Raw genomic sequence first — 19,201 nt, forward strand, 5'->3', positions numbered from 1 at the left:
CTGCGTGCTTCTATTGCCTCTTAGTGCACTCGCGCAACGGGCACCGCAGCCAGCCTTCCAAGTTGTGCCCCTGGGTGTGAATGGCGGTATTACGGAGGATAATCTGTCGGCTTACCTGCTAGCTCCAATTGGCTCTACTGGTTACGTCAGCCTCGATGCAGGCACGTTGCACGCGGGCGTTGAGCGTGCTATTACGGCGAAAACCTTTGAGGTGTCGGCGGAGGTCGTGCAACGGCGCTACATCAAGGCGTATCTGATCTCTCATCCTCATCTCGACCACCTATCTGGCTTGCTGCTCAATGCCCCCGACGACACGGCCAAGACCATCTACGGGCAAGCAGCCTGCTTGGAAACAATCCAGAACCATTACCTGAACTGGGCGAGCTGGCCGAATTTTGGGGACACGGGTGCCGCGCCTACGCTGAAGAAGTACCACTACCAACGGCTAACACCTAGCACCGAAACTCCGGTGGCTGGTACCGGCATGAGCGTGCGAGCCTTTCCGCTCAGCCACGGCAAACCCTACGAAAGCGCAGCCTTTCTCGTGCGTAGCCAGGAAGCGTACGTGCTCTACCTAGGCGATACTGGCGCCGATGTCATAGAGAAGTCGGACAGGTTGCACTATGTGTGGCAAGCCATAGCCCCACTGGTAAAAGCACACCAGCTCCAAGGCATTTTCATCGAAGCCTCCTACCCCAACGAACAACCTGAGTCGCAGCTTTTCGGCCACCTCACACCCCGGCTGTTATTACGGGAGCTAACGAACCTAGGTCAGCTGAGCGGCGTGGAGGCCCTACGCAATCTGCCTGTTATTATCACCCATATGAAGCCCACTGACGACAGCAAAACGCGCATACAGCAGCAGCTTCAGCAGGCAAACAACCTAGGGGTGAAGCTTATCTTCCCTGAGCAGGGGCAACGCTTGCTGCTCTAAACATACGCTATGGTGCCCGCCTAAATCAACGGACAATACCCGCACGCCTATAGCGCAAACCAGCTTTCAGCGCCACCTTACTACCTTACTGAAACGGTAAAAAATCTCTTTCCAAAATGGAAAGAATGGGGTGCTTCGTGTAAGCGCCCCATTCTTTCCATTTTATTTAAACAGTTAATAGCCATTATTTTAGTGCGCTCAAATGGCTTTCAAGAAAGCTAGCTTCCAATCATTTGATAGGCGGCACCGGCTTTGTAGCAGAGTACGACACGGACGTTATGGCACAGACAGAGGCTCATTTGAGCGCGCCTACTATCTAACGTCTCATCTCTCACGCTTGCAGCCTTCACCTGTATGACACTCCTAACTATTCTCCTTATTATTGTCGTCTTTTTGCTGCTGGGCCTCCGCATTGCCCAGGAATACGAACGCGCCATTGTGTTTCGGCTAGGCCGGTTCACCGGCACCCGCGGGCCAGGGCTGTACTGGATCATCCCCATTATTGAGCGCCAGCAAACCATCGACATCCGCACCAAAACCGTTGACCTGGAGCAGCAGGAAACCATTACGAAGGATAGCGTAACCATCAAGGTCAACGCGGTGCTGTGGTTCCGGGTGGTGGCACCAGATGCGGCCATTATTAAGGTGGCCAACTTCAACCAGGCCGTTTACCAATTGGCTGTCACGGCCTTACGCAACATCATCGGGCAGCACCAGCTAGATGAAGTTTTGCGCGGCCGGCAGCAGATCAACGCCACGCTGCAACAGCTCGTGGATGCCGCCACCGAAAGCTGGGGCGTCAAGATTGAGCTGGTTGAAATCAAAGACGTGGAGATCCCCGAATCGATGCAGCGCGCGATGGCGCGGGAAGCCGAAGCCATTCGGGAGAAGCGCGCCCGTCTTATCAAAGCTGAAGCCGAGCTGGAAGCTAGCATTAAGCTCACCCAGGGCGCGCAGCAGATGGAAAACAGCCCAATGGCCCTGGAGCTGCGCCGCATGCAGATGGTTTCGGAAATCGGTATCGACAACAACACCACGACCATTGTGCTCATCCCCTCCGAGTTTAGCCACGCCGCCCAGAGCCTAACGAAGCTAGCAAAGGCCACTGAGTAGGCATAGAAGCAAGCCGCTTGCGGTCTTTCCCCACCAAAAAAAACAGGCTGCCTCAATTGGGGCAGCCTGTTTTTGGATGGAAGCCTACTTACAACCTACGCTTGCAGCGAAGTGGCCGCTGAGCTTAGCGTCTGGCCGAGCTGCTGAAGCTTGGCACTAGCATCGGGGGTGGCGCTGGCGGCCGCTTTGCTCGTGTGCTCGCCCAAGGTTTGTAAAGACTTACTGATCTGAGCACCATCGCCGCTGCTGATAGCGCTCTTCAGATTTTTAAGCTCCGAAGAAATAGCGCTGAGCGCAGGGCTGCCGGCTCCATCAAGGGTAGAAATCCAGCCGTCGATGTTGCTGGCGGCAGCGGGAGCAGCAGCGCTGAGGCCTCCACCAAGTGCTTGTAGAGTAGCGTCGAGTTGGCTGGTTCCTGAAGTGGACGATTCCATAATGCGAAAGGTTTTTGGTTGGGAAGAAGATGAACACTCTTACTACTCAATCCCCTCTTTAATGTTGATTATCAAATTCTTAAACAAAGCCTCTCAAAACATATTCCCAGGTCGGCGGTAACTCAACAATAGGCCATAGCACGACAGTAGCTAGGTTAGTACCTACTCAACCTAGCATTGGGAGCAGTAGTACTTACCTGAATCTTACACACATAAAATTTCTTCTTAAAAAGATAATGACCGCTTGTACGAGCCTGCCAACAAAACAAAAGCCGCCCACCGGGCGGCTTCCGTACGAAGAATACCTGCACGCAGTCAGGTAGATGTTGGCTTTAAAACAGCCCGAAAGTTTTCCGTAGCGCCCACAGGCTCCAGATAATTACCATCAGGCCGACGCAGATAAACATCGTTCGAATGGGCAAGCGACCAGCCAAGCGCGCCGCGAAGGGTGCCGCCGCCACCCCACCAACAATCAGCCCTAGCACAATTTGCCAGTGCGTGATACCTAGGGTAGCGAAGAAGGTGAGGGCACTGGAGAAGGTCACGAAGAACTCCGTAAGACTCACGGAGCCAATCACATATTGCGGCGTACGACCTTTGGCAATGAGCGTACTCGTGACCAAAGGCCCCCAGCCACCGCCACCAAATGAATCGAGGAAGCCTCCGGCGGCAGCTAGCCAACCCACGTGCTTGATCTTGCGCTTCGCCTCCTGCTTTTTGAAAGCGCGCACGATGATGCGAATACCGAGCAAAAGCAGGTATACGGCTAGGAAGGGCTTCACGTACCGAGCATATTCCTCCCCAAAACGGGACAGCAGGTAAGCTCCCGTGACGGCGCCCAGAATACCGGGGATGAGCAAGGCCTTGAATAGGCGCTTGTTCACATTGCCGAACTTATAATGACTATAGCCCGAAGCGCCGCTCGAAAACATCTCCGCCGTGTGAATGCTCGCGCTGACGGCAGCGGGTGAGATATTAAGCGACATCAGGCTGATGGCCGTTACTACGCCGTAGCCCATGCCGAGCACGCCATCCACGATCTGCGCCCCGAAGCCCACGGCCACGAAAGCGTAGAACATACCACCGTTGCGCATGGCGTCGTACACCTGCGGCAGGGTGATGTAGAAGGAAGCAATGTTGAGGGCAATGAACGCGGCAAACGTGATGAGCGCACCCGTGGCCACGCGGCGCCAGTACACCGTAGCCGGCGACTCATAAGCTGGTCCACCAGCTAGCTCGGCCGTCACGGCGTTCAAGGACTTTACCTTCTCCGCAAAATCACCTTGAATGCGGTTGCGGATGGTGGTCATTTGCTGCAACAGCGTGTGCAACTCATCGGGTAGGGTTTCTTCCAGTACCTCGCGCAGCCGCTTAGCCACCGTCGGCGACTTACCGTTGGTGGAAATGGCCACTTTCAGGTCGCCTTTCTGCACCACCGACGACAGATAGAAGTCGCACTGGTCGGGCGTGTCGGCTACGTTGGTGAGCAGGTGGCGGGCCGCCGCTTGCACCTTGATGTGCCGATGCAGGGCCGGATCGTCGGTGGCGGCAAAGACGAAGTCCTGGTTGTTCAGGTCGTCGTCGGAGTAAGGCCGCTCGAATATTTGGACGCGCGGGTGACGTGCTGCTAGCTCGCGTAGGGCGGGCTGCACCGTAGTGCCCACCACCGTGACGGCGGTGGCGGGGCTATTACGCAGAATGGCCGTTAGCTTCTCCAGGCCCACGTTGCCGCCTCCCACGAGTAGCACCCGAAACTGCTCCAGCTTGATAAAAACCGGAAACAATGGGTTGGCCGTGGCGGGTGAGGCAGACGCAGCAGCGGTATTGGCTGGGCTAGCTTCTGCTTCGGCGGGCACAGGGTTCAGCGTATTAGGCATGGAAGTTTAGTCCGTGAGTGGTGGCTTGCACATGGCCCTGACGAATGACGAAATCACCGAAACGCTCGCCGGCCTCGCGCTGCTTGGCATAGGCTTCCAGCAGCGGCGTGAGCGTCTGCAGAATGCCTTCTTCGTCCAGCATTTCTTTGTAGAGCTTGTTCAGCCGCTCGCCTTGGTGGTCGGCACCTAGGTAGAGGTTGTAGCGACCGGGCGCGCGACCAATCAAACCAATCTCGCCCAAGTACGGCCGGCCACAACCATTGGGGCAGCCCGTCATGCGAATCAAGATGCCGTCGTTTTCGAGGTCGTTGGCCCGGATAACCGTGTCGAGGCGGTCGAGCAGGTGCGGCAGGTAGCGCTCGGCTTCTGCAAAGGCTAGGGAGCAGGTATTCAAGGCCGTGCAGGCAATGGAGTGCAGGCGCAATGCCGTTTGCTTCTCGGTTTTGGCCCACACGCCACGCGTTTCTAGAATCTCCTGTATGCGGGCGCGGTGCGTGGTTTCGATGTTGGCCAGCACCAAGTTCTGGTTGCCGGTCAGGCGGAATTCGCCGGTGTGAAACTCCGCAATTTCGCGCAGCGCCGTTTTCAACTCGAAGCCCGGCTGGTCGTGCACGCGGCCTCCTTCGATAAACAGCGTCACGTGCGCCTTCCCTAGCCCATCGCCAACTGACCAACCGAACGTATCGCCCGAGGTATCGAATTTGTAGGGCTGAGCCGGAGCTAGGTCACGCCCAAAGCGCTGGCGTAGTTCGCTCAAAAAAGTATCCAGGCCCACCCGGTCAATGGTGTACTTGAGGCGCGAGAACTTGCGGTTTTCGCGGTTGCCCCAGTCACGCTGAATCGTCACGATCTTCTCGCACAGGTCCACCGTGTCTTCCACCGGCACAAAGCCGATCAGGTCGGCTAGGCGCGGGTAAGTTTCGGGCATGCCGAAGGTCATACCTAGGCCCCCGCCGATGGCCACGTTGAAGCCCACGAGCTTCCCATTTTCCGAAATGGCAATCAGGCCGATATCATTGGAAAAAATATCGGTATCGTTCTGCGGCGGCACGGCTAGCGCAATCTTGAACTTGCGGGGCAGATACGTTGGGCCGTAGATGGGCTCGTGGTCGGTTTGCTCCTCGTGCTTTTCTGTGCTGAGGGCGCTGCTGTACGCCTGCTGGCCGTTTAGCCACAGATCCCAGTAAGCCGTAGTGCGCGGGGTGAAGTGCTGGCTGAGCGTAGCCGCTACCGCATGCACCTGCTTGTGCACGTCCGACTCATGCGGGTTGGCCGCGCACATCACGTTGCGGTTCACGTCGCCGCAGCCGGCGATGCTATCGAGCAGCACGTCGTTAAAGCCCTGAATGGTGCGCTGCAAGTCGCGCTTCAGCACCCCATGAATCTGGAACGACTGACGGGTGGTGAGCTTGAGTGTGTCGTTGCCGTAGCGGATCGTCAGCTCGTCCATGCGTAGCCACTGCTCGGCATTCACCACGCCGCCAGGCACCCGTACGCGCAGCATGAACGAGTACAATGGTTCTAGCTTCTGCCGCTTCCGCTCGCTTTCCAAGTCGCGGTCGGTTTGCTGGTAAAAGCCGTGAAACTTGATGAGCTGGGTATCGTCGGCCGCCACGGAACCCGTGATGGGGTTCTCTAGGCTTTCGGCAATCGTGCCACGCAAAAAGTTGCTGGCCGTCTTGATATGTTCGACTTCGGAGAGTTTCGGATTGCTTGAGGTATCAGCCATGCTGTGGGACCTAGCCTAGCGCCGGAGAGCTAGGCTAGGTATATAATTATTAATGAAGTACAGTGTTGTCAAACGTGAGCGCCACGTAGTACAGCCCCCCGATGGTTGGGCCGGCCGCGTACTGAATGTAGCGGTTGTTGAACAAATTGGCGCCGCCAACCTTGATTGTGGTCTTCAACGTAGGCACGCGCAAATTGACTTGCGCATCCACCGTTTGGTAGGCTGGCACCCGGCCGTTTGCGAGGGGGCTTTCCCAATAAAAGGTGCTCTGCCGACGCCACGCAATGTTGAAACCTAGGTTGCGCACCACCTCCCGATTACCGAAGGAAGCGTTGATAGCCCATTTGGGCGTGTTAAACCCAGTCACAAAGATGTCAGCTTGGTCGTTGGCGGAAATGCTGTTGTAGTTAACGTTACCACCAACCGTAAACTTTTGATAAAAGTTGTAGTTCACGCCGAGCGTGGAGCCATAACTATGGTAATCGTTACGCGCGTTGGTGTACACGCGGTAGCGATCCTGACGCGCGTCGCGGTTGCTGCGCACGGCAGCTAGCACAGCATCATCCGAGCCCACCGTCACTTGGTTGCCGCTGGCATCTTTCGGCACGCTCACCTCCACCTGCCCTAGGAAACCGGAGTAGATGTTGTAGTAGGCATCCGCGTCAATCGACACTTTATTGTCGAACAGCACGCTGCGGTAGCCCACTTCGTAGGAGTTGATCTGCTCAGGCTGCTCGTTGGGCAAGTTGGCGACTTGCAGCAGGTCGCGGTTCTGGGGCAGCAAGGCCGCCTGGGAAGCCGTGGTGCCATTATTAGCTGCTACATAAGCATTTACGGCCGCGTTGAACCGGTCGATGGAAGCGCGGGTGTAAGAGTTTTGCAGATAGTTCAAGCCTTCGTTCACGCGAGCTAGGCCGCCTACGCGACGCACATTGCCGTTATTCACGAAGGAAAGCGCCTCAAACAAGGACGGGAAGCGCCAGCCATTCTGGTAGGAAGCGCGGAAGTTATGCTTTTCCGCAACGGTGTACACGGCAGCAATGCGCGGGTTAACCTTGGGCGTAAACTCCGGATTGTAGTCGACCCGCATCGAGCCGGTGAGCTTCAGCCGGTCGCCGAGCAGCAGCTTGGAAGCCTGAACAAAGCCGCCGAACTTCTTATAGTACACATAGTCGCCGCCGGGCTGATTTCGCTCGGTGAGCGGGCGGCTGAAGTCCACGAAGTTGTTACCGTCGGGAATAATCTGGTACACGCGGGTATCCGCGCCGACCAGCACATCGGCAAATTTGATGCGCTGACCTAAGTTCCAGATGCCCTCGGTGTGGTAGGTGCGGCTGCGCTGGGTGAGGGCCGCGCCACCCGGAATGGGTGCGCCCTTCACGTTCACGCCGCTGTCCCAGTTATTGGTGCCTACAATCTGGGCCTTCAGATCTTTGAAAGCCTGCGTGCCCGGCTCAGCACGACCAGCATCAGCGGCGGCACGGGCTGCTATCATGGCATCACCTAGGCCAGTACCCGATTGCAAAGAGTTTTGCAGCGCCGTTCTAAACTTGGCCCCCCACACAGCATTCGAGCCGTTTTGCAGGTCTAGGTTCAGGGCTAGCGGGTTGAGGTTGTAGGAGTTGCCAGTATTCTCGATCAGCGTATAGGCCCGCACCGTAAAGTCGGTACCTTTCAGTTCCAGCTTATGGTTTTGCACCGTCACGCCATCCAGCTGAATCTTGTTGCCGCGCTGAAACACGCCATCCATCAGCCCGAAGCGGTAGCCGTAGCTTAGCTCCAACTTATCCGTGAGCTTATAGTGCAGGCTCGCATCGGCCTTGATATTGCGCACGGTGGAGTTCACCAAATCTTTCTCGTAGTACCCCGTGCGCGTCACGGTAAAGTTCTGACTTTTACCGTTGTACGGAATGTTCACCGTCAGTGAGGAGTTGGTATCGTCACCGTAGCGGTTCCAGAGGTCGGCCGCTGGGTTGTAGCGCCCCGATAGTTCGGGAAACGCGGGATTAGCGGTAGTTAAGTTCTGTGGGTTCTGATCGGTCTGGGTGTTGGCGAGCCAGTCAGTGCCTTGCAAATAGCTCAGGTTCACCTTATATGCCCAGCGCTGATCTGGCCCGATCGTCTGCGCCCAGCGCACTGCCGATTCGGTGAGCAGGCTAGGTTTGCGGTCGATGCCATCCACGTGGTTCACGCCACCCTTTTGGTACACGCTCAAGCCCTGATACGTGAAAGGGCTTTTGGTCGTGAGGTTAGCCATGCCGTTGATGGCGTTCATACCATACAAAGCGGAGGCCGCTCCCGGCGTGATTTCCACGCTGGCCACGTCTAGTTCCGTTGGGCCGATGGCGTTGCCGAGCGGCACCCCAAGGGTCGCGGCCTGCATATCCACGCCGTCCACGAGTTGCATAAAGCGGAAGTTGTTTGGGATGTTGAAGCCACGGGTGTTTGGCACCTTGAACGTGAGGCTACTGGTCGTCATCTGCACGCCTTTCACGTTTTCGAGCGCATCGTAAAAGCTAGGTGCCGGCGTTTCCTTGATGGCGCGGATATCTAGCTTCTCGATGGCGACGGGCGACTTCAGGCGGCTTTCCTCCACCCGGGAGGCCGAAACCACCACCTCGTTGGTCAGCACCGATTTCGACTCCAACGACACTTGCAAACGGCTGCTGGCGCTAGCTACCTGGAGCTCTCGCGTTTCGTAGCCGATAAAGCTGAAAACCAGAGTAAACGGGAAGCGCAACCGCTCCTTCAGGGCAAAGGCACCGTTCGCGTCGCTTTGTGTACCCACTGCGCCGTTCTTCACGCTGACTGTCACACCGGGCAGGGGCTGGTGGTTGTTATTGTCGCGGATGGTGCCGCTGATGGCGATGATGGGGTCTTGCGCCAACGCGGGTGCCGCGCTGACTAGCACTAAAAGTAGCAACAGCCACAGAGAGGCATAGTAATGTCTCATTGTCAATGATGTGTGATTTCTAGGGAGAGATGTAAGCAGAATGACCACTCGCCAGTGGCCCGCGACGACCATTAGGCCGAACCAGTCGTCTTGGCTAGTGGCTGAGCCGTGGCACGAGGCCAAGGCTGCGCTAGCCAGTACAGGCAGTTAGCGCTGGCTACAACATCGTCTTTGGAAAGCGCACACCATGACAGGCAACGAATTCATTAGTAAAACTTTAACAGTGGTTTTTATTAACTAAAGCTGCTGTACTAGAGGGTGAAAGCTAGCCGCCACCTGTATTTCAAGGAGGTGTCAGGATCGTTTCACGTACTGAACAGCTTTTTGAACTGGTGTCAGGCTGACGCAAGAAGCTTCTTGCGTCAGCCTGACAGACGAACTACACTAGCGTTTACTTTTAACTCGGCTAGCTTACTTGGTGCATTAGTACACGTCTTCGAGGTAACGACGCTGCTTCTTCAAGTTGCGCACGTAGTCAGCGGCAGCTTCTGCGCTGATACCGGCTTCGCGCTGTACTACTTCCGTGAGGGCCGTTTGGATGGCAGCCCCGAGGCGGACTTTGTCACCGCACACGTAGAAGTTAGCGCCGTTTTCGAGCCAGCCGTACACTTCTTTCGAGTTTTCGAGCAGGCGGTTTTGCACGTAAATTTTCTCGGCTTGGTCGCGGGAGAAGGCCACGTGCAACTTATTGAGCTTGCCTTGCTTGAGGTACTGCTGCCACTCGGTCTGGTAGAGGAAGTCGGTGGTGAAGTTGGGGTTGCCAAACAATAACCAGTTGCGGCCAGCGGCACCTAGCTCCACCCGTTCCTCCACGAAAGCCCGGAACGGCGCCACGCCCGTCCCCGCTCCTACCATGATGATATCAGTATCCGTGTTTTGGGGCAGTTTGAAGTATTCATTGTGCTCCACGAACACTTTCACTACATCATCCACGGCTACGCGGTCGGCCAAGAAGGTCGAGCAGGCGCCTTGCTTGCGCCGGCCAAAAGCTTCGTAACGCACGGCGCCCACAGTCAAGTGCACCTCATCGGGGTGAGCCAGCAAGCTGGAGGCAATAGAGTACGCGCGGCTCGGCAGCGGACGCAACGTCTCGACCAACGTTTGGGCCGAGAGCTCCGTGGGAAAATCAGTGAGCAAGTCGGCGATGTCGCGGCCGTAGAGGTAGGGCTGCAGCTGTTTTGTATCAGCCAGCAGCTCTTGCAGTTGGGCGTGCGGTGCCAGCGCGGCGTAGCGCTCCATCACATCACGCGTGAGCACCGAGAGCTCCCGGCGGTTCGCCAGCACGGCCGACAGCGGCAGCCGTTCCGTGCCTAGGTCCACCGATTCACCTTCGGGCAAACGGGCGGCCTTTAGCACTTCTTCGACCAGCGGGTCCTCGTTGACGGGCACCACCGCCAGCGCATCGCCGGGCTCGTAGTGCAGGCCAGAACTCGCTAGGTCTAGCTCTAGGTGGTACGTTTCTTTCGACGAACCACGGCCGTTGAGCTGAATGCTTTCGAGCACCCGCGCTTCCCACGGATGTTTGCGCGAGTAATTAACGGCTGCTGGCTCCGCTTTCACCGCGGCGGCCGGGGCGCTGGCAGCGGGAGCGGCCGTTGCCGCCGGCGCTGGCGCAAACTCGCTGCTAATCTTTTCCAGTACGGCCTCAATCCAGCCTTCGGCAGCGGCTTCGTAGTCTACGTCGCAGTCCACACGGTCTAGGATGCGCTGGGCACCTAGCTCGGCGAAACGCTCGTCGAAGTCGCGGCCAGTTTTGCAGAACTCTACGTAGCTCTTGTCACCTAAAGCCAGTACGGAGTAGCGCAGTTCTGGCAGTTTAGGCGCCCGCTTGCTGAACAGAAATTGGTGCAGCTCTTCCGCCGATACGGGCGGGTCGCCCTCCCCTTGCGTGCTCACAACGACCAGCATCAGCTTCTCCTGGGCTAGGTTGCGTCCGGCGTAGTCGTTCATGTCCTTCACCTCTACTTTGAGGCCCTTGCCGGTAGCGGCGTCCGCTAGCTGCTTCGCTACTTTCTTGCTGTTACCCGTTTGGGAGCCAAAGAGTACGGTAATGGTAGGCACTGGCGCAGCCGCCGCCGCCGGAGCTGCCACCACCGAAGCGGCAGCCTGGGGCGGCGCCCCACCGGTATTTGCCGCATAACGACCGTAGAAATAACCGCTCAGCCACAGCAGTTGCTGCTCGGTCAAGTTGCCCGAGAGTTGCTGAAGCGTTGCGTCGTCGAGGCCCGCGGGAAGAGTTGTGCCTTGTAAAGATGTCATGTTTGCTTATGGAGTATTCTATCTGCGGTTTCTGGTTTGCTGGTGAAGAGGCATCTACTTGTGTCTCGTCGTTGCTGATGTTGTTTGTACCACATCGTTCAACGAAAGTCGTTGAACGATGTGGTACAAGTAGGTGTCTCTACACCCTGCAAGACCAAAAACAACCCCTAGATGGAGAAGGCTAGGGCGCCAGGTTCTGCTTCGGTAAATAACTCCGGATCGGTGGCTTCAATTAGGCCAGCGGCTACGGTGTTACCCGTTTGCTCATCCACCAGAATAAAGGAGCCCGAATCGCGGTTTTGGCGGTAGGGGTCGGCTACGATGGGCGCGGCCGTTTTCAGGCGCACGCGCACAATGTCGTTGAGCTTTGCTTCGTCGGTGGCCACGTGGGTGAAGGTCTGCACATCAATCTTGTACAAGATCGTGGGCAACGAAGCCTTCACCAGCGCCGAATGGTGCTGCAGCAAAAACTTCCGGCCACCGCGCAAGGGCGCTTCGGCCATCCAGCACAGCGTCGCTTCCAGCTCACGGGTGATGTGCGGCACCTGTTTCACCGGCACGATAGAGTCGCCGCGACTCACGTCCACATCGTCGGCTAGGCGCAGGATCACGCTTTGGGGCGCCACTGCCGTTTCTACTTCCTGCTGGTTGATTTCAATAGCTTCGATGGCAGTTTCAATGCCCGAGGGCAGCACCGTCACCTTGTCGCCCTTGCGGTACGTGCCGCTTTGGATGCGCCCAGCGTAGCCGCGGTAGTCGGGCAGCTCATCCGTCTGAGGACGAATCACATACTGCACCTGGAAGCGCGACTCTTGCACGCTGGCTTCTTCCGTGGCGGGCACGCTTTCAAGGTGTTCCAGCAAGCTAGGTCCGTTGTACCACGTTAGGTGCGTGGAGCGCTCCACGATGTTGTCGCCGTGCAAAGCGCTGAGCGGAATAGCTTTGATGTTAGTAAGCCGAAGTTGCTTGGCCACCTCAGCGTAGTCGGCCACAATTTGGTCGAACACTTCCTGGCTGTACCCCACTAGGTCCATCTTGTTCACGGCCAGCACAAAGTGACGAATGCCCAGCAGCGCCGCGACCATCGAGTGGCGGCGCGTTTGCTCGATAACACCTAGGCGGGCATCTACCAGCACAATAGCTAGGTCGGCGTTGGAAGCGCCGGTTACCATGTTGCGGGTGTACTGTACGTGGCCGGGCGCATCGGTGATAATAAACTTGCGGCGCGGCGTGGTGAAGTACTTGTATGCCACGTCGATGGTGATGCCTTGTTCGCGCTCGGCGCGCAAGCCGTCGGTGAGCAAGGCTAGGTCGACGGTGCCGTGCACGGTTGGCTTGTTTTCAAGCGCCGCCAGTATGTCCAGCGACACAGAGTCGCTGTCGTACAACAAGCGACCAATAAGGGTGCTTTTGCCGTCGTCAACGCTGCCGCAAGTGATAAAACGCAATAAATCCATTTTGTAATGCTTAGTTGTTAGTGCTTGGTGCTTAGATGATTCTACTTGGTTGACAGCGCAGTTATATGACAAAGGGCTCTTCCATGAGTCAGATAGCTATGCACTACCTACCAAGCACTAAGCACTAAAAATACCCGTTGCGCTTGCGGTCTTCCATGCCCGCTTCCGATATATTGTCGTCGAGGCGGGTAGCGCCCCGCTCGCTTACTTTGGCGAGCAGCAAATCTTCGATGATATCGTCGATAGTACTGGCATTGCTTTCCACGGCTGCCGTGCAGGTTGAGTCGCCCACGGTGCGGTAGCGTACTTGGCGCTGCACGATTTCGTCGGTTTCATCTAGTTGCAGGTGCTCGCTCAACCCTAGCAGCTGGCCGCTAGGCAGCACTACGCAGGTACGCTCGTGGCCAAAGTAAATACTGGGCAAGGCAATATTCTCGCGCTGGATGTAGCGCCATACGTCCAGCTCGGTCCAGTTAGAAATGGGGAACACGCGCACGTTCTCGCCCTTCTGGATTTTGCCGTTGTAAACGTTCCACAGCTCGGGGCGCTGGCGCTTGGGGTCCCACTGACCAAACTCGTCGCGTACGGAAAAGATACGCTCCTTGGCGCGAGCCTTCTCCTCGTCGCGGCGGGCCCCGCCAATGCAGGCATCAAACTCAAACTCTTCAATTACGTCCAGCAGCGTGTAGGTCTGCAAAGGGTTCCGACTGGGGAACTTGCCAGTGGCATCGCGCAAGCCCCGCTGCTTGATGGTATCTTCTACCTTGCGCACGATGAGCTTTTCGCCCAGGCGAGCCGCCAGCTCGTCGCGGTAGGCGAGCACCTCAGGGAAATTGTGGCCCGTATCAACGTGTACTAGGGGAAATGGGAATCGGCCCGGCCGGAAAGCTTTTTCGGCAAGCCGCGTCAGCACGATGGAATCTTTGCCACCCGAAAACAGCAGCGCTGGGCGTTCAAACTGCCCAGCCACTTCCCGCATAATGTGGATTGCTTCGGCTTCCAGGCGGTCGAGGTAATCTAAGTGAGAGGTACTCATGCAAATTGTTGCTTTAACTGGCGTCGTCTGGGCTTTGCATTAGCCTTGCTTTTGGGCAGAAGCTAGGCCCCACGACCTTGAGAGGTAAACCAAGGCAAGCTTGGCGAATTAGTTACTAGGTTGTAAAACCCTGATCTGTCATTCCGAGCGGCGCAAGGAATTGACAAACTGAGTTAGTTGCTTGGAGCGGGTGTGGTGCTGGTAATGGGCTCCACCACCGGGTCTGGCCCGTCGTGGGTGCCGTGGGTGTGCAGGCCGCACTCCTTAGCCGACTGATCTTCCCACCACCAACGGCCGGCGCGGAAATCCTCGCCCGGCTGAATGGCACGGGTGCAGGGTGCGCAGCCAATGCTCACAAACCCTTGCTTGTGCAAAGGGTTCACGGGAATGCCTTGCTCGCGCACGTACTCCCAGCACTGGTCCCAGGTCCAGTTGTACAAGGGGTGTACTTTGATGAGTTGGTGCGCTTCGTCCCACTCCACGGGGTGCATTTCTTGGCGGTTGGCCGATTGCTCGGCGCGAATGCCAGTAAACCACAAGTGCTGACCAGCTAAGGCGCGGTTCAGAGGCTCTACTTTGCGGATGTAGCAGCACTCTTTGCGGTTATCTACGCTTTCGTAGAAACTATTCGGCCCTTTGTTGAGCAGCAGCTCTTGCACACTCTGCTGATTGGGGAAGTACGTCTCGATGGGCTTTTCGTACTTCAGCAGGGTCTTGTTCCAGGTAGAATAAGTTTCCTGGAAGTTGCGGGCCGTATCTAAAGTAAAGACCTTGATGGGCAGGTTATTCGTAAAGATCAAATGGCTGATAATCTGATCTTCGATACCGAAAGAAGTTGAAAAAACAGCTTTCTCCGGGAAGAGTGACGCAGCGTAGGTGAGGATCTCAACTGCACTACGTCCGGCTAACTCCTGGCGCAGGTCGTCGACCCGGCCTTCAGATGGTAGTTGCATAGCAAAAGAATTCAAGGATTGTGGGAGGGCTAGCTCCTGTTTTGCAGTAGGCTCAGTGGGTCGGCGCGAACTTCAGCCTACGGTGAGCGGCTACTGCGATACGTGTGGCAAGACCTCTAAGGTCATTACCAACGTGTTAAACCAAGGAAGAGGAGAAAAGATGCAAGAAACGTTAGCAGCACCGCATAAGCCCATCCATACACATGCCACAACATCCATGCTGTACGGATGCAGAGGTGGTGGGATAAGCGGCGGAGGAAAGCGGCAGTTTCACGGCTGTGTTGTTTTTATATAATCAGGACTTGGCACCGTTCCGGACGCTCCGGGGGTTGTCGGCGTTTCGTCGAGCCTGTCTCTCCACGCCTCTGTATAAAAACAATCCTTTGGTTAGAAAGATTGAATGGGTGCAAAAGTAATAGCCATTTCTTAATAATCATAACTTACGGGCGGCGGGCACTTGCAATTAGAAGCAGCAGAGAGGCTTTATTTGGCTCAGCTTCATCAAAAAGCGAAGCTCCCTATACGCCCTCCAAGAACGAGGACTTTCCACCCTAGGCAACCGCATGAACCTCACCCTAAGAACACTCTCCGTCTTTTTGTTGCTCATGCCCTTCGGGCTTTGCGCCCAAACCACCTCTGCTAGCAAATCGCTCAACATCTTCACCCTAGGTGACAGCAACGGCACTTTTCCCGAGAGTTGGCCCAAGCAACTCCAGTTGGCGCTCCCGAACGCTCAGGTTTTTAACATCAGCAAGTCGGGGCGAACCATCGGCTTTCTCAACCTAGGCGACAGTACCTTAAACTCCTTGCTTGTTATTGACGAAAACATCCGGAAGGCGGCCGAGTTTACCCACGACCGCCCCTTCGACTTTGTAGTGCTGGAACTGGGCACCAATGATGCTAAGGCCGTTTTTGCGGATCGTCAGCAGGAAGTACCGCAAAACCTAGCAAGGCTTATCAGCAAGATCAAAAACTGCGGCTACCCTACTATTAATCAGGCAAAGATTATCATCATTTCTCCGCCGCCCTACGGGACCAAAGCGGAGGCCACGGAGAAATACCGTGGGGGCAATGAACGCGTAAAAAAGATGAGCCAAGCCTTCCAAAAGGTGGCAAAACAGACGAATTGCCTATTTGTGAATGGCTACAAGACGCCTGGGCTCAACATGGAAACGATGACCACCGACGGGCTGCACCTGGATGCTACAGGCTCTAAAAAGCTAGTTGCACCGGTTGTACCGCTGCTTATCCGGTAGTTGCTAAGCGTCTGGCTCCTCCCCTAGCGGCTGCCTGCTGCTAACGTAAGTTTTTATAACTGCGACGCCCAGCGTTACTATTTAGCTAGGTTCTCGCCGTACATTCGCGCGGTTTTTACGCTGCTTTTCACCAATGTCCTTCTCGCTACCGGCGGAGCTTCACGCCCACTCCACTCCTTTTTACTTCTACGACCTAGCCCTGCTAGAGCAAACGCTCACGGCGCTGCAACAAGCCGCGCAGCCCCGCGGCTTTCACGTGCACTACGCCTTGAAAGCCAACGTTAACTTGCCCGTGCTGGAGCGCATCCGGCAGCATGGCCTGGGCGCCGACTGCGTGAGCGGTGGCGAAGTGCAGCGCGCGCTGGACGCTGGCTTTAGCCCGCAGGATGTTGTGTTTGCCGGCGTAGGCAAATCGGACGCGGAACTGAACCTAGCCCTGGCGGCCGACATCTGGTGCTTCAACGTGGAATCGGTGGAGGAGCTGGTGGTGTTGAACGAGCTAGCGGGTGCCCAAAATCGGAAGGCCCGCGTGGCGTTGCGCGTCAACCCCAACGTGGATGCCCACACCCACCACTACATCACGACCGGCCTGGAAGCCAACAAGTTCGGTATTAGCCTGGTCGACTTACCGAGCGTAGTGGCGCAGTTGCCTTCGTTGCCCAACCTAGAGCTGGTGGGCCTACACGCCCACATTGGTTCGCAGATTACGGACCTAAGAGTGTTTGGGGAACTGAGCGATAAACTAAACGAGCTGCAAAACTGGCTGGAAGAGCAAGGTTATTCTCTTCCGCACCTCAACGTCGGGGGCGGCCTCGGCATCGACTATCAAGCGCCCGACCAGAACCCCGTTCCAGATTTTGACACTTACTTCCGCACCTTCGAGCAGCACCTCGTGCGCCGCCCCGGTCAGCGGGTGCACATGGAGCTAGGTCGGGCTGTGGTAGCGCAATGCGGCTCGCTTATTAGCCGAGTGCTCTTTGTGAAGCGCAGCCAGCAAACGCAGTTTGCCATCCTCGATGCGGGCATGACCGAGCTGATCCGCCCCGCGCTCTATGGCAGCCATCATCACATCCAAAACCTGAGCAGCCAAGGCGCCGTGCAGCCTTACGACGTAGTAGGTCCTATCTGCGAGTCGTCGGACCGTTTCGGTCAGGAAGTACTATTGCCCGAAACCAAGCGCGGCGACCTGATTGCCCTCCGCTCGGCGGGCGCGTACGGCGAGGTAATGTCGTCGCACTACAACTTAAGAGAAAAGGCGCCAGCGTATTACGCCCATGCCTGAACCACGGATTCGACGGATTTTTCGGATTCCACGGATTTTGTAGCCGACTCCTCTTTGCACGTATGCTAACGCACAAAGGCCTTCCTAATGCTAGGAAGGCCTTTGTGCGTTAGCTGCCTTGGTGAATAACTTTTGATGACTACAAAATCCGTGGAATCCGAAAAATCCGTCGAATCCGTGGTCCAGGATTACCAGTAGATCGTCCACTTACCTAGGCCTTCGTGGTGGGTGAAGTAACGCAGCATCCATTTGCGCTCTTCTTTCAGCTCGCCTTTCACGAGCAAGGCCGGGTGTTGCACGAGCAAGCTACCAAGGTAAGGTTCCTGGCGTGAGTCAGGGAGCATGATCAGGTTACGGCGCCACGTTTCGTCAGCCTCGAACTGGGTTTCGCGGTGCAAGTTTTCATTGCCATCGTAGAGCGAGACGGGCAGCTTCCCTAGCTCAAACGCCAATGATGGTAGCAACTCATTGTACACCAACACGGTGCGCTTAGTAAGCTGATGCTGACGCAGAAACTCCACCAACGGACGGCTGCCGTTGAAAGCTAGCTCGTTCTGGTCCATGATGGGCTTGGCAGTAAGCAAGAGCGCCGCCGTGAACACCACCGTCGCGGCCAAGATGCGCGGTGCAATGCGTACCTGGTCCCACAGCGTGAGGAGTAGGACCAGCACAATGACGCCAGCTGCGGGCCGTACTACCGTGAAGGGGCTCATTTCCAGCGGGATACCAGGAAAGACGGTCAAGAGCACAGGGAGCAAGCACAGCACCGCCAACAGCAAGCCATACAGTGCCACAATGCCTACGTACCAGCGGAATAACACGGCATCGGTGAGGCGACCTAGGTAGTACACCGTCAGTAAGGCCACACCGGGGAAGATAGGCAGCACGTACAATAGCAACTTCGACTTCGAAATGGAGAAGAAGATGAGCGGCACCACCACCCAGAAAACGAGCACGTTGCGCCACTGCTGGGGCACTTCGCGCCACGGCGTGCGCACGGCCCGGCTAATCAGCGCCACCGACCACGGCAAGCTAGTGGCAGGCGCCAGCACTACGTAAAACCACCACGGCTTAGCCCGGTTGAAAGTGGCGGCATTAGCAAAGCGCTCCACAGTGTGCTCAAACAGAAAGTAGCGCACAAACGCTGGATTTTCGGCTATCAAATACAAGTACCAGCTCAACCCAACCAGCACGAACAAAGCAATACCCAAAGCATGATGCTTGGTAAAAGGTCGTCGGGTTTGCTTTTCCCTGAAATAGAAACTGATAACTGCCATCAGCGGCAGCACAAAGCCAACTGGGCCTTTGGTCAGGAAAGCTAGCCCTAGGCCCACCCAAAACAAGTACAGCCACCGCGCACCGCCCTGCTGGTAATACCGCAGGATGCCGTACGTAGCAGCTAGTTCCAGGGTAGCTAGGTAGGCATCCGTCGTGACATTGAGGGCTGAAATGAGCACGACAGGCAGCGTACCGTAGATAACAGCCGCAGCCAAGGAACGCGCCCGGTCGCCGCGAAAGAGGATCTGCCCTAGGCCGTACACTAGCAGCACTTGCAGCAGCACCGCCAGAATGGGCAAAATGCGCACGGCAGCGGCATTCTGCCCGAATGCTCCTAGTCCGGCCGCCACGAGCCAGTAGGTGAGCGGCGGCTTGTGAAAGTGCTGAATGCCCAGCAAACGCGGATGCAGCCAATCTTGCCCAGTAAGCATTTCACGGCCAATTTCGGAGTAGCGCGCCTCGCTACTTTCCAGCGGGCCCCAACTGCCAATGTTCACCAGAAAAGCTAGCCCTAGCACCAATAGAAACAACCAAAGCCAAGTGCGGGAGGTGAGAGGAGCAGACATAACAGCGTTTTTTGGCCAATGCAAACGGCTGCAATGTTAGCCAAAATGGGCGGGCGCGTCATCTGTCTGCCTCT

At 56.6% G+C, this 19,201-nt stretch carries 13 protein-coding genes and 1 riboswitch; of the genes, 4 read left to right on the top strand and 9 right to left on the bottom strand.

Annotation, left to right across the window (positions count from 1 at the left end; genetic code table 11):
- Nucleotides 1–4 precede the first annotated feature (4 nt).
- Both BXP70_RS23370 and BXP70_RS23375 read left to right on the top strand, forming a co-directional pair.
- Nucleotides 5–934: an MBL fold metallo-hydrolase gene (locus BXP70_RS23370; RefSeq protein ID WP_218779847.1), complete on the top strand. Its 930-nt coding sequence runs from the start codon at nucleotides 5–7 to the stop codon at nucleotides 932–934.
- A gap of 354 nt (nucleotides 935–1,288) precedes the next feature.
- Nucleotides 1,289–2,047: a slipin family protein gene (locus BXP70_RS23375; protein WP_086596545.1), complete on the top strand. Its 759-nt coding sequence runs from the start codon at nucleotides 1,289–1,291 to the stop codon at nucleotides 2,045–2,047.
- A gap of 95 nt (nucleotides 2,048–2,142) precedes the next feature.
- On the opposite strand, the gene BXP70_RS23380 is transcribed toward BXP70_RS23375, so the two are convergent.
- The 8 genes from BXP70_RS23380 to BXP70_RS23415 form a co-directional block, all read right to left on the bottom strand.
- Nucleotides 2,143–2,481 carry a hypothetical protein gene (locus tag BXP70_RS23380; protein WP_086596546.1) on the bottom strand — a complete coding sequence of 113 codons (339 nt, stop codon included), beginning with the start codon at nucleotides 2,479–2,481 and terminating at the stop codon, nucleotides 2,143–2,145.
- Between the two features lie 332 nt (nucleotides 2,482–2,813).
- A complete protein-coding gene (locus tag BXP70_RS30965; RefSeq protein ID WP_086596547.1) occupies nucleotides 2,814–4,358 on the bottom strand; it encodes a TSUP family transporter in 1,545 nt (514 codons plus the stop codon).
- Nucleotides 4,351–6,087, bottom strand: a complete 1,737-nt coding sequence (locus tag BXP70_RS23390; protein WP_086596548.1) for an NADPH-dependent assimilatory sulfite reductase hemoprotein subunit — start codon at nucleotides 6,085–6,087, stop codon at nucleotides 4,351–4,353. Before BXP70_RS23390 ends, BXP70_RS30965 begins: the two co-directional genes overlap by 8 nt.
- A 49-nt stretch (nucleotides 6,088–6,136) precedes the next feature.
- Nucleotides 6,137–9,040: a TonB-dependent receptor gene (locus tag BXP70_RS23395; RefSeq protein WP_086596549.1), complete on the bottom strand. Its 2,904-nt coding sequence runs from the start codon at nucleotides 9,038–9,040 to the stop codon at nucleotides 6,137–6,139.
- A 423-nt stretch (nucleotides 9,041–9,463) separates the two neighbouring features.
- Nucleotides 9,464–11,299 carry an assimilatory sulfite reductase (NADPH) flavoprotein subunit gene (locus BXP70_RS23400; protein WP_086596550.1) on the bottom strand — a complete coding sequence of 612 codons (1,836 nt, stop codon included), beginning with the start codon at nucleotides 11,297–11,299 and terminating at the stop codon, nucleotides 9,464–9,466.
- 167 nt (nucleotides 11,300–11,466) lie between these two features.
- Nucleotides 11,467–12,756: a sulfate adenylyltransferase subunit 1 gene (locus BXP70_RS23405; RefSeq protein ID WP_086596551.1), complete on the bottom strand. Its 1,290-nt coding sequence runs from the start codon at nucleotides 12,754–12,756 to the stop codon at nucleotides 11,467–11,469.
- 124 nt (nucleotides 12,757–12,880) lie between these two features.
- Nucleotides 12,881–13,792, bottom strand: a complete 912-nt coding sequence (cysD, locus tag BXP70_RS23410; RefSeq protein ID WP_086596552.1) for a sulfate adenylyltransferase subunit CysD — start codon at nucleotides 13,790–13,792, stop codon at nucleotides 12,881–12,883.
- 173 nt (nucleotides 13,793–13,965) lie between these two features.
- Nucleotides 13,966–14,745, bottom strand: coding sequence for a phosphoadenylyl-sulfate reductase (locus BXP70_RS23415; protein WP_086596553.1), 780 nt, complete (start codon nucleotides 14,743–14,745; stop codon nucleotides 13,966–13,968).
- Between the two features lie 284 nt (nucleotides 14,746–15,029).
- Nucleotides 15,030–15,121, bottom strand: a riboswitch (SAM riboswitch).
- A 187-nt stretch (nucleotides 15,122–15,308) separates the two neighbouring features.
- On the opposite strand from BXP70_RS23415, the gene BXP70_RS23420 reads away from it, so the two are divergent.
- Nucleotides 15,309–16,001, top strand: a complete 693-nt coding sequence (locus BXP70_RS23420; RefSeq protein WP_086596554.1) for a GDSL-type esterase/lipase family protein — start codon at nucleotides 15,309–15,311, stop codon at nucleotides 15,999–16,001.
- Nucleotides 16,002–16,134: 133 nt separating this feature from the next.
- Complete coding sequence (gene lysA, locus BXP70_RS23425) at nucleotides 16,135–17,283, top strand: diaminopimelate decarboxylase (RefSeq protein WP_086596555.1); 1,149 nt, start codon at nucleotides 16,135–16,137, stop codon at nucleotides 17,281–17,283.
- Between the two features lie 188 nt (nucleotides 17,284–17,471).
- Here lysA and BXP70_RS23430 read toward each other — a convergent pair whose 3' ends face one another.
- Nucleotides 17,472–19,127, bottom strand: coding sequence for an ArnT family glycosyltransferase (locus BXP70_RS23430; RefSeq protein WP_086596556.1), 1,656 nt, complete (start codon nucleotides 19,125–19,127; stop codon nucleotides 17,472–17,474).
- Nucleotides 19,128–19,201 lie beyond the last annotated feature (74 nt).

It is taken from the genome of Hymenobacter crusticola (assembly GCF_002154225.1).
Taxonomy (GTDB): domain Bacteria; phylum Bacteroidota; class Bacteroidia; order Cytophagales; family Hymenobacteraceae; genus Hymenobacter; species Hymenobacter crusticola.

Bases quoted from the DNA above. Each gene is read 5' to 3' on its own strand.
- BXP70_RS23375 (WP_086596545.1), top strand. From the start codon at position 1,289: ATGACACTCCTAACTATTCTCCTTATTATTGTCGTCTTTTTGCTGCTG.
- BXP70_RS23380 (WP_086596546.1), bottom strand. From the start codon at position 2,481: ATGGAATCGTCCACTTCAGGAACCAGCCAACTCGACGCTACTCTACAA.
- BXP70_RS30965 (WP_086596547.1), bottom strand. From the start codon at position 4,358: ATGCCTAATACGCTGAACCCTGTGCCCGCCGAAGCAGAAGCTAGCCCA.
- BXP70_RS23390 (WP_086596548.1), bottom strand. From the start codon at position 6,087: ATGGCTGATACCTCAAGCAATCCGAAACTCTCCGAAGTCGAACATATC.
- BXP70_RS23395 (WP_086596549.1), bottom strand. From the start codon at position 9,040: ATGAGACATTACTATGCCTCTCTGTGGCTGTTGCTACTTTTAGTGCTA.
- BXP70_RS23400 (WP_086596550.1), bottom strand. From the start codon at position 11,299: ATGACATCTTTACAAGGCACAACTCTTCCCGCGGGCCTCGACGACGCA.
- BXP70_RS23405 (WP_086596551.1), bottom strand. From the start codon at position 12,756: ATGGATTTATTGCGTTTTATCACTTGCGGCAGCGTTGACGACGGCAAA.
- cysD (WP_086596552.1), bottom strand. From the start codon at position 13,792: ATGAGTACCTCTCACTTAGATTACCTCGACCGCCTGGAAGCCGAAGCA.
- BXP70_RS23415 (WP_086596553.1), bottom strand. From the start codon at position 14,745: ATGCAACTACCATCTGAAGGCCGGGTCGACGACCTGCGCCAGGAGTTA.
- BXP70_RS23420 (WP_086596554.1), top strand. From the start codon at position 15,309: ATGAACCTCACCCTAAGAACACTCTCCGTCTTTTTGTTGCTCATGCCC.
- lysA (WP_086596555.1), top strand. From the start codon at position 16,135: ATGTCCTTCTCGCTACCGGCGGAGCTTCACGCCCACTCCACTCCTTTT.
- BXP70_RS23430 (WP_086596556.1), bottom strand. From the start codon at position 19,127: ATGTCTGCTCCTCTCACCTCCCGCACTTGGCTTTGGTTGTTTCTATTG.